Annotated in this window: 11 protein-coding genes; 1 reads left to right on the top strand and 10 read right to left on the bottom strand. The window is 62.3% G+C overall.

Annotation, left to right across the window (positions count from 1 at the left end; genetic code table 11):
- Nucleotides 1–162 precede the first annotated feature (162 nt).
- The 9 genes from ACR9Y2_RS31265 to ACR9Y2_RS31225 form a co-directional block, all read right to left on the bottom strand.
- Nucleotides 163–1,083 (bottom strand): type II secretion system F family protein, encoded by a 921-nt coding sequence (locus tag ACR9Y2_RS31265; protein ID WP_435045806.1) that lies wholly within the window; start codon nucleotides 1,081–1,083, stop codon nucleotides 163–165.
- 3 nt (nucleotides 1,084–1,086) lie between these two features.
- Complete coding sequence (locus tag ACR9Y2_RS31260) at nucleotides 1,087–2,064, bottom strand: type II secretion system F family protein (RefSeq protein ID WP_435045805.1); 978 nt, start codon at nucleotides 2,062–2,064, stop codon at nucleotides 1,087–1,089.
- 5 nt (nucleotides 2,065–2,069) lie between these two features.
- Nucleotides 2,070–3,419: a CpaF family protein gene (locus ACR9Y2_RS31255; protein ID WP_435045804.1), complete on the bottom strand. Its 1,350-nt coding sequence runs from the start codon at nucleotides 3,417–3,419 to the stop codon at nucleotides 2,070–2,072.
- A gap of 97 nt (nucleotides 3,420–3,516) precedes the next feature.
- On the bottom strand, nucleotides 3,517–4,659 hold the full coding sequence (locus tag ACR9Y2_RS31250) for an AAA family ATPase (RefSeq protein ID WP_435045803.1): 1,143 nt from the start codon (nucleotides 4,657–4,659) through the stop codon (nucleotides 3,517–3,519).
- A 109-nt stretch (nucleotides 4,660–4,768) separates the two neighbouring features.
- A complete protein-coding gene (locus ACR9Y2_RS31245) occupies nucleotides 4,769–6,178 on the bottom strand; it encodes a type II and III secretion system protein family protein (RefSeq protein WP_435045802.1) in 1,410 nt (469 codons plus the stop codon).
- Between the two features lie 5 nt (nucleotides 6,179–6,183).
- Nucleotides 6,184–7,119, bottom strand: a complete 936-nt coding sequence (gene cpaB, locus ACR9Y2_RS31240; RefSeq protein ID WP_435045801.1) for a Flp pilus assembly protein CpaB — start codon at nucleotides 7,117–7,119, stop codon at nucleotides 6,184–6,186.
- A gap of 480 nt (nucleotides 7,120–7,599) precedes the next feature.
- Nucleotides 7,600–9,240 carry a hypothetical protein gene (locus tag ACR9Y2_RS31235; RefSeq protein ID WP_435045800.1) on the bottom strand — a complete coding sequence of 547 codons (1,641 nt, stop codon included), beginning with the start codon at nucleotides 9,238–9,240 and terminating at the stop codon, nucleotides 7,600–7,602.
- Between the two features lie 86 nt (nucleotides 9,241–9,326).
- Nucleotides 9,327–10,898, bottom strand: coding sequence for a hypothetical protein (locus tag ACR9Y2_RS31230; RefSeq protein ID WP_435045799.1), 1,572 nt, complete (start codon nucleotides 10,896–10,898; stop codon nucleotides 9,327–9,329).
- Between the two features lie 86 nt (nucleotides 10,899–10,984).
- Nucleotides 10,985–12,235, bottom strand: a complete 1,251-nt coding sequence (locus ACR9Y2_RS31225) for an MgtC/SapB family protein (protein ID WP_435045798.1) — start codon at nucleotides 12,233–12,235, stop codon at nucleotides 10,985–10,987.
- A gap of 68 nt (nucleotides 12,236–12,303) precedes the next feature.
- Here ACR9Y2_RS31225 and ACR9Y2_RS31220 point away from each other — a divergent pair, with 68 nt between their 5' ends.
- Complete coding sequence (locus ACR9Y2_RS31220; protein WP_435045797.1) at nucleotides 12,304–12,738, top strand: LIC_13387 family protein; 435 nt, start codon at nucleotides 12,304–12,306, stop codon at nucleotides 12,736–12,738.
- 22 nt (nucleotides 12,739–12,760) lie between these two features.
- Here the strand turns inward: ACR9Y2_RS31220 and ACR9Y2_RS31215 are convergent, their stop codons facing one another.
- On the bottom strand, nucleotides 12,761–13,141 hold the full coding sequence (locus ACR9Y2_RS31215; protein ID WP_435045796.1) for a hypothetical protein: 381 nt from the start codon (nucleotides 13,139–13,141) through the stop codon (nucleotides 12,761–12,763).
- Between the last annotated feature and the right edge of the window lie 24 nt (nucleotides 13,142–13,165).

Raw genomic sequence — 13,165 nt, 5'->3', positions numbered from 1 at the left:
CCTTGCCCTTGCGGCGCATGATGATGACGCCAAGAAATACAACGGCCAGAACGGCGCAGGCCACGCGAACGAGTGAAGTCGTTTCCATTTGAGATTTCTCCTTTCCCTATCCCGCGAACAAACAATCGAACTCTTGTGAGGCTTCTCTCTTTGAGAGACCACTCACACGCCAGTCATCATGGGGACCAATTCCCGCATGATCTTGACAGCCACAGGTCCAACCGTCACCACGAACAATGACGGCAAAATACAGAAGAAGATCGGGAACACCAGCTTGACGCCCAGCTTGGCCGCTTTTTCCTCGGCGATCTGCCGCGCCTGCACCCGCATAAAATCGGAGTGCGCGCGCAAGCTCTGCGCCACACCTGTACCGAAGCGGTCCGACTGGATCAGTACGGCAACCAGCTTCTTTAAATCGTCCACAGCCGTTCGTTCCGCCAGGTTCCTCAGCGCTTCCGGCCGCCGCTTGCCGGCCTTCAGCTCCAGGTTCACCATCGCGAACTCTTCGCTGATTTCCGGATGCGCATGCTCCAGTTCCTTGGCCACCTGCAGAATCGCCTGGTCCAGGCCAAGCCCCGACTCCACGCAGACCACCATCAGGTCAAGCGAATTGGCCAGGCCGCGGCGAATCTCTTTCTGCCGGCGGCGAGACATGATCGACACATACTCGTTCGGCCCGAAGAAGCCCAACCCGGCGGCAGCCAGCACCGCGGCGCCTTTGTTGAATCCTTCCGCCGATGAATTCCAGACGACCGCCGTCATGATCAGCGGCAGCGCCACACCCAGCACGACCTTCGACCCGTACAGCATCCGCAGCGCATTCGGCCCACGCATCCCGGCCCGCATCAGGCGCCGCTGCATCACCGAAACGTCCTTTGGCGACGCCGGCAGCACGGTGCCCAGCCGGTTCAGCATGTCGCGGAATACCAGGCTGGGATGCGTAGGCATCTCCTCTTCCGGATTCACGCCGCCACCGGTCACACGCTCAATCGCTTCCTTCGGCCGCAGCCAGAGCTTCATCCCCAGCAGCGCGATACCAATCGCCACCCCCAGGAAGACCACGAAACTGAGTATCATTGCCATGGACTAGACCTCGATATTCACGATCTTCTTGATGATGAGATAGCCGATAATCTGCAATCCGACCGCGCCCAGCGCCATCATGTTGCCAATCTCCTCGCGGGCGAAAAAGGTCACGTAATCGGGATTGACCAGGAACATGATCGCCGCCACCGCGCAGGGGATGGACGACAGCGCCATGCCCGTCATACGGCCGTGCGCGCTGATCGCCTTGATCTTGCCGCGCAGCTTGAACCGTTCACGAATCACATACGCCAGCTTGTCCAGGATCTCGGCCAGGTTGCCGCCCGTCCGCTTTTGCAGCAGGACGGCGGAAACAAAGAAGTGCACGTCGAGGGATGGCACGCGAACAGCCAGCTTCTGCAGCGCCGCATCCAGCGGCAACCCCAGGTTGTGCTCTTCAAAAGTGCGCCGGAACTCACCCGCCAGCGGCTCCTGGAACTCACGGTGCAGCATCTCCAGCGATACCGAGAACGCATGCCCGGCGCGCATCGAACGCGCTACAAATTCCAGGCTCTCCGGGAACTGCTCTTCAAACTTGTGCAGCCGCTGCTTCTTCTTGTGCGACACGAACATGAGCGGCAGGCAGGCCGCCGTCAGGGCCGGCAACACCGATAGCGACTGGAACCGCGCGGGCAGAAACAGCCAGCCGGCCGCAAATCCGGCCAGGAACAACGCCAGGCACATGTGCACCAGGCGCGCCACTTTCCACTTCAGTCCGGCCTGGTCGAGCAGCGTCTTCAGGCGGTCCTGCAACTGATAGCGATGCAAAACCCGCAGCACATACTTGCCGGTGATCTTGTCTTCCTCGGTGATCAGCGGGATGGCCGACTTCTCGCCCTTCTTGCCGCGGCCCAGCCGGTTCGTTCCCAGCAGCCGGTGCTTGATCTTGTCCGCATCGGCGCTCTTGAACGCGTTCGACAGAATCCACCAGCCGCCCGCTACGGCGGCCCAGATAACCAGGAGGATGAGGATGAAGTTCATGACCCTCAGATCTCCACTACTTCGTCGAATAAGTCAGGCCGCAGGCGGATGCCGGCCGCCAGCAGTTTCTCGTAGAATTTCGGCCGGATGCCGGTCGCCGCGAATCGGCCCAGCACTCGTCCTTCCGGGGACAGGCCGCGCTTTTCGAAGACAAAAATGTCCTGCAATGTCACGACCTCGCCTTCCATGCCTGTCACTTCCGTAATGTTCGTCACGCGGCGCGAACCGTCGCTCAGGCGGGCCGCCTGCACCAGTACGTGCACCGCGCTGGCAATCTGCTGGCGGATCGACAGCAGCTGCATGCTCGCGTTGGCCAGCGAAACCATCACTTCCAGACGGCTGATACCGTCGCGCGGGGAGTTCGCGTGGATCGTTGTCAACGATCCGTCGTGACCCGTGTTCATCGCCTGCAGCATGTCCAGCGCTTCCGGTCCGCGGACTTCGCCCACCACAATGCGGTCGGGACGCATACGCAAACTGTTGATCAACAGCTCGCGCTGGCGCACCGCGCCGTGGCCTTCCAGGTTCGGAGGACGCGTTTCGAGGCGTGCCACGTGCGGCTGCTTCAGCTGCAGTTCGGCCGCGTCCTCAATCGTGATAATGCGTTCTTTGGGGTTGATGAAGAAGGACAGCGCATTCAACAGCGTCGTCTTACCGGCGCCCGTACCACCGATGATGATGATGTTCAGGTGGGCCTTGACGGCCGCTTCCAGCAACTCCATCATGCCGCGCGTCAGGGCCTTCTTCTCCACCAGGTCAGCCGGCATCAGCTTGTCCTGGGAAAATCGGCGGATGGACATCAGTGGCCCGTCCAGCGCCAGCGGAGGAATGATCGCGTTGACGCGGCTGCCGTCCAGCAGGCGGGCGTCCACCATCGGCGTCGATTCGTCGACACGGCGGCCCACCTGGCTGACAATCTTGTCGATGATGCGCAACAGGTGCTGGTCGTCGCGGAATGTGACGCTGGTCAGTTCCAGCAGGCCCTTCCGTTCCACGTAAACCTGTTTGCTGCCGTTCACCAGGATGTCCGAGATCGTCGGATCCTGCAGCAGCGGTTCCAGCGGACCAAGACCAAAGACCTCGTCCAGAACCTCTTCACAAATCTGCTGCTTCTCCAGCGCGCTCAACAGCGTCGGTTCGCTGTCGATCAGCGAGATCAGCGCCGAACGCACCTCGCCCCGCACCCGCTGGTTGTCGATCGTGGCCAGCGCTTCCAGATTGATCTTGTCCAGCAGCTTGCGATGGAGTGTGAACTTGAGTTCCTGGTACTCCGGTTTCAACGACGACTTGGGCTTTCCGGCATTCTTCAGAAGCCGTTGTTCCCAGGAGATCGGCTGAGCCGGTTTTTGATCCATCGTCGGAATCATGCTGGTCCTCTAAGATTCTTTCCGGGCAGCGTCTGCTGCCTGCTCCTAATTGATCGGCCACCCACGCGAAAAACTTGAGAGGCCATTAACCCTCTGAAAGCGCCGGCTTGGTTTCCAGCATTCCGGAGCCGGTCTTCCGGTCGCCCTGGCCCAGTCCGGCGATTCGCGCCGAAATCTGCTCAATGCTGCGGCCCAGATCGCAATCAGCCGGCAGCGGTTCGGCCCTCGTGACCACCTTGTGCAACGCGTAGTAATCATTCGGGAACGAGGCGAATACTGAACACGTGAAAATCTTTTCCATGTCCGCGGTCGAGATGTCTGCCTTCCGGTTTACCCGGTTGACCACCATCTGGAACCGGTCCTTGCCATAGCCCAGTTGCCCCAGCATGCCCACCGCGCGCCGCGCCAGATGCAGGCTGGGCAGTTCCGAAGTCGAGACCAGGTAGGACTGGTCCGCCTCCGACAACACAAACAGGCTCAGCCGGTGGAATACCGTCGGCAGATCCACCACCACCCAGTCGTAGAGCATGCGCGCGTACTCCAGCACGTCGTGCAGCCGGCTGAATTCAATCGAATCCGACATCGCCGCGTCGGGCGCCGCCAGAACGTCCAGCCCACCCGCATTCACGACCAGCGAGGACCACAAACCCGGATCAAGCTGCTCAGACCGCTCCAGCGCATCCATCAGCGAATACGTCGGATTCACCTTCAGGGCAAATGCTATCGATCCGCTCAGGATGTCGAAGTCCGCCAGCAGCACTCGCTTTCCAGTAAGCCTCTTCAGGCAGAAGGCAGTCTGTGTCGCCAGCGTCGAAGCCCCGGACCCCGGTTTCGCCGACGAGAAGGCCACCACCTTCCCGAAATCCTGCCTGGGGTGGCCTTCCGGCTCACGCATGCGCGTGACGCGGAGCGCCGCTTCTTTCTGCGCCGCCACGTCAAACGGTTCGTACAGGAATTCGCAGGCGCCGGCCCGCAGGCTCTGGATCAGCACTTGCGGATCGTTGTCGTTGTGAACCCCGATCACCTGGATCGTCGGTTGAAAGCCGGCGATGAACCGCATCAGCCGGAGCGCCACTTGCAGATCTGTGGCGACGTCCAGCAACACCACCTCCGGTTGAATCTGCCTCAGGCGGATCTCGAGGGTTTGCTCCTGCGGATAGCTCTTCAGCTCCGACAGCACCTCGAACACCCGTGATTCGGCCAGCGACAACTGAAGGCGTCGAGCCATCTCGCGATCCTCTGCTATGAGCAGAGTCGTCAAGGATGGCTCTCGAACTGTGCCACGCCCCTTCATTCGATTTCCAGAACCCCTGTATCTACGCGTCTCGGCCTCAGACCTACTTGACTGGAGGAGTCCGCTTCATCGCGTCCTTATGGATCTGCGCCGGATCACCCTTGATGATCTTGGCGCCCGACCCGACGTTCGACGACTGCGTCTGGCCATTCGGCAGCATCATCGGATTCAGGAACCCGCCCGGCAGGTTCGGCAGCAACTTCGGATCCGACGCGCTCTGCGGCTCGACGAGTTCCGGCGTCACCATCACGATCAACTCTGTCTTCTGGCGGTTTTCGTTGCGGCTCTTGAACAGTTGTCCCAGCAGCGGAATGTTGGACAGGCCCGGCATCTTGGCGAAGACTTCATTCGTACGGTCATCCACCAGTCCGCCAATGATGAAGCTCTGCCCAGGCCCAAGCTCGATCGTCGATTCCACACGACGCGTAGCCAAAGCGGGAATCACAAAGCCGCTCACCGACACCGCGTTCGCTAGGTCAATCGTCGAAACCTCAGGCTTCACATACATCTTCAGCGTGCCGTTCTCGGTCAGCGACGGGTTGAAGGTCAACCGGATGCCGTATTCACGGAACTGAATCGTCACCGCACCGGAATTGGCGCCGCCCTGCAGCACCGGAACCGGGAATTCGCCGCCTACCAGGAAGCTGGCTTCCTTGTTGTTGCTCGTGATCAGGTTCGGCTCCGCCAGGATCTGCAGCATGCCCTGCTGTTGCAGCAGCTTCACAAACGCGGCCAGGTTCAGGTCCGGCCGGAAGGCAAAGATGTTCAACGCATCGGTAATGCTGAACGTGTTCCCACCACCACCGATCGCGTCCGGTCTGGTCGACCCGAACTGGCCCGTGCCCACGCTGCCAACTGTGTTCAAGGCGCCCAGCGACGTGAGATTCACCGCAAACTGATTCGTATAGTTGCGATTCAGCTCGGCGAACTTCACCCGCAGCAGCACCTGCTTCTCAATCGGAGCCGAGCGCACCTTCATGTTGTTCACGACGCTCTTCGCCATCGGGGTCAGATACGCCAGAATGCGCTCCACCACCAATTGGCTCGAAACCGTGCCCGTGATCGAAATCGTGTCTCGGGCGCTGCCCACCTGGATGTCTTCCTTCGGGAAGGCATCGCGGATCAGCTTGCGCGCCGGATCCAGATTCTGCTCCACATTGATGTTGTAGAAGTTGCGCTGTCCCGACTTCGCCCAGATCACCAGCGTCGCCGCGCCAAGTCCCTTGGCGTGCAGCAGGATCTCCCGCGTCGAAACAGGCACATAGTCCACTACCTCCGGATTCGACGTCGAGATCCGGTTTACATCCTCCGGGTAGTCGATGACCACGCTCTTGCCCAACGTGACGCGGATGTCTTCCGCCCCACCCTGCGCGTGCAGAGCCTGTGCACCGGATACCATTAACAGAGCCAGCCCCACGGCCAGCCCGAGCGCGATTTTGATGATTCGTTGCATGGCGCTTACTGGTTCCTTCCGGCGTCTTCGTTCGATTTCTTGCTTGCGACGTTCTCGACCTTCTTGTCGATCCCGCGGATGGTGATGATCTGGTCAGGCACCGGAGCTGGAGGAGGCGCTGCCGCCGGGGCCGCTGCCACGGCTACCGGAGCAGGACGCGCCCGCCGCGGCCTCTGCACCAACCCGTCCGGATCGTCCGAACGCTGGCCGCCGCCACCGGTCATCCGGCTATGGCTGCCATACAGCGTCGAAAGACTCAGCCCTTCCGTCTTCTCAATGTTCTGGTCGCCGCCGTTGCGCAGCACCAGTTGGATGCGGCCCTCATTGCCGGCCAGCGTCAACAACTCAGCCTGCTGCGGCGTCACCAGCACCGTTACGTTCGGCGCGTCCACCGGCTTGCCGGACTGGTCGGTCTGCATCATCTGGCCCGACGACAGCACCAGGATGTTCTGCAGCACGGTCTTCGTCACCGTCGTCTGATTCCCCGGGGGATGCCCCGTAATCAGCACGTCCACACGCATGCCAGGCAAAACGTAGCCCGCTACGCCCACCACATCGTTGACGCGAACCGTCACGGCTCGCATACCGACGGGGATGATCGGCGCCAGGCCCACTCCGCTGCCGCGCTGCGCCAGGCGGCCTTCACTGATCGGCTCTTCCGCCAGGATCGAAGACACCACCGGACGGTCCAGGACGTCTTCCGGCTTGCTGAACGCACCCTTGGGGAACGCCTGCACCGGCACTTTGATCACCTTCACGTCCGCCGTCTTCACGGTGAGGCCCACCGGCAGCGGCCGCGCGGCAATTACCATGTCTCGCAGGTCGCTTACCTCCTGCTTCTTCGGGCCGTTGGCCCGCGAGGTCATCTGGTAGAAGATGCTGCTGACAACCAGCGCAAACACCAGACTCACCCCGAGTACTGTTAGAAACCTGCGATCCATTTTCTTGCCTCCTGATCCATGGCCTCTACCGTCGCCGGTGTAAGGCGCTTTGCCATCCAATTTCGATGTCCAGCCCCGTGGGCCGTGGATCGTGTCTCCACATCACCGCGTTGCACCATCGATAGGCTCGCGGAGTGAACCCGCCGGACTCCACTTCCGGCTCGCCTCCGCATCGCCAACGGGCAGTCGGTACCGCTGACCGCCTCCGTCTCACTCATCACATGCGCCTCCGGGAACGGCCGCTCCTTACCAACTCGGAACTCCGCTCTCTCCTGGGCTCCACCGGGCCGGGCAATAATGGCCCCGCCGCAAAGCCCGTGGCCAGCGCAAAGGAGATCAAATCCTCACCCGATGGCAACCGCCATTCGCAGTCTGCCGTCAGGCCGCCTGCCACCGCATTTGCCAGTGGCGCTTCCATCTCCAACCGGGATATCGCGGTGCCGGGGGTCATCAACGTCTCCTGTGCATCTTTCGGCTGTCTCAAGGATTTTCATTAGCCCCCGCATCCGTGTTTTCGACACCCGCCCGAGCCGCTTCAACACCTTCCACCGCACGCCGCCGGAACACGATCGCCTTGCCGTCGTCCTCCACCACCTGCCACTCACCCGACTCCTTCAACACCGTCGCCAGCGGGGACTTCACCTTCAACAACGCCGCCGTAAAACCGTACTTCCGCATCACGTCTTTCCAGCGGTATTCACCCGCCATCATCTGGGCATACTCCTTCGTCAGCGCTTCCCCATAGAAATCGCTGCGCCCATCGAAAAACACCTTCTGCTGCGGGTAAAACTTGTAGATTAGGTAGTCCGCCCACTGGTCTTCCGTCGCCACCCGCGACGTCTTCAGCAGGTCCGCATGTCGCGCCGCCATCTTCGTCGGGAACCGGAAACTCGGAAAATCGGTTGGCCAGGGAATCGGCAGAATCGGCAACGCAATCAAAATAAAGGGGATCACCGCCCAGACACTCGTCCGGTGCAGGCCCGGCTGCGCCTCGCGCGCCAAACCCTGCAGTATGCCTAAGGTCGATTTCTTCCCTGCTCCGCTCGTCCAGGACATCCAGGCTCCCTGGATCTCATCGGCTAAAAAAGGCAAAGCAAGGGCCACGAAGATCGGAATGTGCCGCGCTGAAACTAGCGACGAGTGCGCCCAGAATAGGATCAGCAGCGGACCCACAAACTGCTTCCGCCGTAAGGCCCATCCAGCCCCGATCAGCGACCCCAGCAGGATCAGTTCGAACTGCGACATGTTCTCTGACCGGAAGGTCGGCGACTGGAACTCACTCACCATGTCCTTGATCCAGCTCACGCTCAGGTATTCCGCCATGTGCACGTGCAGCCGCCACCCATACGGGTTCAGCAGCGAGGCCGCCAGGCACGTCGCGGCCAGCGTAAGATAGCGTTTTACCGTCCCCCACTCCGCGGTCCCAAACCACGCTTCCACCGCCGTCCCCACCGCCACCAGCCCCAGGATCGCGATCAGCGACAGCCACCCGCCGTGCAGGTTGGTCCACACCGCCGTCACCGGCACAAGCGCCCAGATCCACTTCGTCGGCTTCCGCAAATCAGCCTGGATCAGCCAGCTGCAGGCCGCCACCAGCAGCAGCGTCCAAAGGTGCGGCCGCGCCAGCAAATGCACCGTGGCCGACCCAAAACCCATCAGCGCCAGCGGTAACGCTATGAAAATATTGGCCCCACGCCACACCATGTGGCGGAAGATCAGCCCGCAGAACAAAGCCGAACACAGGATCCCGAACAGCAGCACGCCCTTCATGCCCGCCGCCGAGTGCATCAGGGAGAACAGGATGTCCGACAGCCACTCCCACGCAAACCAGGGCTGCCCCGGCTTCGTGAACGAGAAGATGTCACCGCTCACAAACTGACGGTGCTGCAGGATCCAGTCACCCGTACGGATATGCCAGCCCGTGTCCCCGTCGAACAGCAGCAGGCCCGTGCCCCCGTCCGCCAGCCCGAAGAACCAGAACGGCAGCGAGATGAACAGCAGGTCGAACAGCGAAGGCAGCAGCCAGCGCGACAGACTGCCCTGTTCCAGCGCGCCCAGCCCGTCTCCGCGCACCGGCAGCGCCGCACTCTGTTCCGCCAAGGGATTGCTGGATGTGGCCATGTGACCGCGAGACCCTCCTGAGGCAGGGACCTGAGAAGTCCCTCAGGTTTAGATCGGCGCGGGATGCGGAAACAATTAGACCTGGACTAGTTCCTGGGCAGAAACAGCAGCACCTTGCCGTCCTCGTCCGCCAGCCGCCATTCGGCCGCTTCGCCCAGGACGCTCGCCAGCGGGCTCCGCCGGTCCACTAGAAATGCGGTAAACCCATACTTCTTAACCAGTTGCCGCCAATCGTACGGAGCGTTCAACAGGTTGCAGTAGTCCCGCGCCAGCTTCTCGCCAAAGAAGTCGCTGCGGCCATCCAGGAAGGTCTTCTGTCCCGCCGCCCCACGGTAGATCAGGTAGTCCGCCCATTGATCCGACGCGAACACCCGGTTGTGCGCCAGCAGCTCCCGGTGCTTGGCCACCATCGCGATGGGAAACGACTCCGCGCTCAGGTCGGCCGGCCAATGCAGCGGAGCCAGCGGCGCCGCCAGAAACGGCACCAGCACCCAGACGCTCGCCCTCGAAATCGCCGGCTGCGCATCCGCCGCTATCCCCCGCACAATTCCCGCCATCGATTTCCTAGCCGCGCTGCCCGTCCATGCCTGCCACAGCCGTGCCAATTCCCCGGCCAGTAAAGGCAAGGCCACCGTCAAAAACAGGGGGATATGCCGCGCCGACAGCAGGCTCTCGTGAGCCCAGAACAACAACAGCACCGGCCCCACCAGCGCCCTGCGCCTCAGCATCTGGCTCACCGCCACCACAGACAGCAGCAGGACCACTTCGAACATCGCCATGTTCTCGGTCCGGAACATCGGCGACTTGTATTCGCTGATCAGTTCCTTCGCCCAGCCCTCTGTCAGGAACTCAAAAGTGTGGACATGCAGGTGCCAGCCGTACGGATTCAGCAGCGAAGCCGCCAGGCAGCCGCCGGCCAGCCCGGCATACCGCCACACTGTCTTCCACTCCGCCCGGCCCAGCCAGCTCTCGCCAGCCTTCGCCACCGCCACCAGTCCCAGAATCGCCACCAGCGCCAGCCAGCCCCCGTGCAGGTTCGTCCAGACCGCGGTCAACGGCAGCAGTAGCCAGATCCGCCGGCCCGGCTTTTCCAGGTCCGCTTCGATCATCCACATCGCCAGCGCCAGCAGCACCATCGTCCAGATGTGCGGCCGCGCCAGCAGGTGGACGCTCGCCGCCCCAAATCCGAGCATCACCAGGGGAAAAGCAATGAAGATGTTCGCGCCCTGCCGCACCATGGTCCTGAACAGCAGCGCCACATACAGCGACGCCAGGGCCATCGTCAGCAGCACGATCCCTTTCAGCCCCGCGGCTGTGTGGATCACGGAATACAGCACATCGGTCAGCCACTCCCAGGCAAACCACGGCTGTCCCGTCTTGCTGAACGAAAACAGGTCCTCGCGCACAAACTGCTTGTGCTGCAGCATCCAATCGCCTGTGCGGATGTGCCAGCCGGTATCCCCATCCGACAACAGCGACGACGCCACATCGCCCGACAGCACGAAGAACCACAGCGGCAGCACCACCACGATCACGTCGAACAGGGAAGGCCGCAGCCAGCGCCGCCACGCCGCCTCATGCCCGGTCAGGCCAGGCGCGCGCAGGGTCTCCGGCGGGGAACCGGACTCGTGGCCAGGGGCGGAGAGGAATGTGGACATGGCTGGGCCGCTCGTCTCAGCGGACCGCATCCTGCGCCCGCTATCCCCTTTGATCGGCCCCACCCGCCCAAACGTTTAGCCCGCCGTCACCATTGCACCAGCCACACCACCGCCCCCGTCACGTACATTGCCGTGAAGCCGCCCAACACTCGCAGCCCAAACGCCCGGCCTCCACTCGAAAAGGCCACCACCGCCTTGAAAATCGCATTCGCCGTCAGGGAGATCAGGATGCCCGCCACGGCCAGCCACACCGCCGTCTGCCCGTCCCGCAACAGTCCACCCAAGGTGAAGGAGATCGCGTCCACATCGACTGAGCCGCCAATCGCACTCGACGCCAACAGGCCCGACGTCCCAAACTCCGTCGTCATGCCCCGCGCCACCAACCGCACCAGCGCAAACAGCACGCCGAACTGGATCGCCGGCAACAGCCGCAGCGGGTTGCTCAACTTCACCGCCTCCGGAGCCTGTACAGCCGCGGCCCGGATGCTCCGCCTCAGCCAGATCGTAGCCGCCACCCCAGCCACTGTCATAAACCCCAGCAGCGGCAGGCACGCCGCCGCCAGTGGCCCCCCGGCCAGCCACAGCAGCATCGCTACCCTGGGAAACTGCACCGTATTCGCCAGTACCGTCGCCATCGCCAGGCTGCGCGCCCGCTCCGGTTCCTCATGCGCCTGCCGCGCAAACGCGGTCGTCGCCGCCGTCGTCGATCCAATCCCGCCCAGCACCGCCGTCAGCGGCAACCCCCGCTCCTCCCCCAGGAACTTCTGCAGGAAATAGCCAAGGTAGGAGATCGAACACACCAGAATCACGAAAATCCAGACCCGCCTCGGCTCCAGGAATTGGTAGGGGCCATAGCTCCCGTCCGGCAGCACCGGCAGGATCACGAAAATCACCGCCAGGAATCGCAGCGTGTCGAAATACTCACCCTCCGTCAGCGACTCCACCAGGAACTTCCGCAGCGGCTCCCGCGCATCCAGGAACAGCGCCAGAATCACGGTCAGCGCAATCGCCAGCGCCGACCCCCAACCCAACCCCGGCGTCGACGTCAATACACACAACAGAAACGTGACCACCGCCACGATCTCTGTCGTGATCCCCGTCCGCCCCGGAGTCTGAATCCGGAATATCGCCACCAGCGCCGTAATCGCCAGTAGCGCCGTACACGTCAGCCACGGAATATTCAGAATCCCGCACACTCCGCCCGCCAGGCCGATCCCGATGAAGTCCCGCAGCCCCGCGTGCCGCTCCTTCCGGTCGGTCTCCCGTTCAATCCCGACGATCAGGCCAATCAGCAGCGACTCGCCCATCGCTATCCACGCCGGAGCAAGATGATCCATAGGTTCCGGCCTTATTCTGCCTCAGACTCACTTGAAAATGCGACCCCTTCTGCTCTACCCTTGGTTCGATGCAAGCTCCACTGTCTCTTCGCGTTAGCGCCTGGGTCCTGTTTGCCATGGGTCTCGCCCATACCTTGGGACACATCGCGGGTCTCAAAGAATGGCGCACGCCTCCGGACGAGAGGACACGCATTCTCGTCACGACCATGAACAATTACATGGTCGGCAGCTCCCCCGTCGATCGCAGCGTGACAAGTATTTATCTGGGATTCAGTCTGGTTGTGGCGGCAACGCCCATGATGATGGCGGCCCTCGTCCTGGTCGCTTCCAAAGCCCTTCAGGAAGATCGCCCCAATTTGCGCCGCCTCACGCGCATCTACCTCGCCGGCCTGCTCGTGCTCTCGGCCATCTCCATCAACTACTTCATCTGGCCGCCCACGATTTTCCTGCTCACCGCCTTCGGCTTCGCTGCCTGGGCCATGGCCGGACTGCGCAAAGCGTAGCCCGCCGCCATCTCAACGGGACTTACTGTTCACGAGGCAGCCTGCGCGCCTCTTCCCTTGCCCGCCGGGCCTCTTCCCTGGCTTGCCGCGCCGCCTCCCTCGTCTCTTCCCGAGCCTGATGCGCCGCGTCTCTTACCGAATCCCGCACTTCCCGGTGCGCCTTCTGCGCCTCGATCCGCGCCTCCCTCGCCGCTTTCTCCAGCTCTTCTTTTGCCTCGCGCGTAGACGACTTCACTTCGCGAGCCGCTTCCCGCATCTCGTGCGCCGCTTCGTGCGCCGCCTCCCGCGCTTCTGTCGCCGCCTGCCGCATATCGTCGCGCACCTGCCGGCGGTCGTGCCAAGTACAACCAGTCAGGCCGCCCAGAAGCGGAACTATGAAAATAAGGAGGATTGTTACTCTCATCTCGCTCTTCTATTCCATACGCAC

The sequence above is a fragment of the Paludibaculum fermentans genome, from assembly GCF_051172195.1.
Taxonomy (GTDB): Bacteria; Acidobacteriota; Terriglobia; order Bryobacterales; family Bryobacteraceae; genus Paludibaculum; species Paludibaculum fermentans_A.
This window is presented reverse-complemented; position numbering and strand designations above follow the sequence as displayed.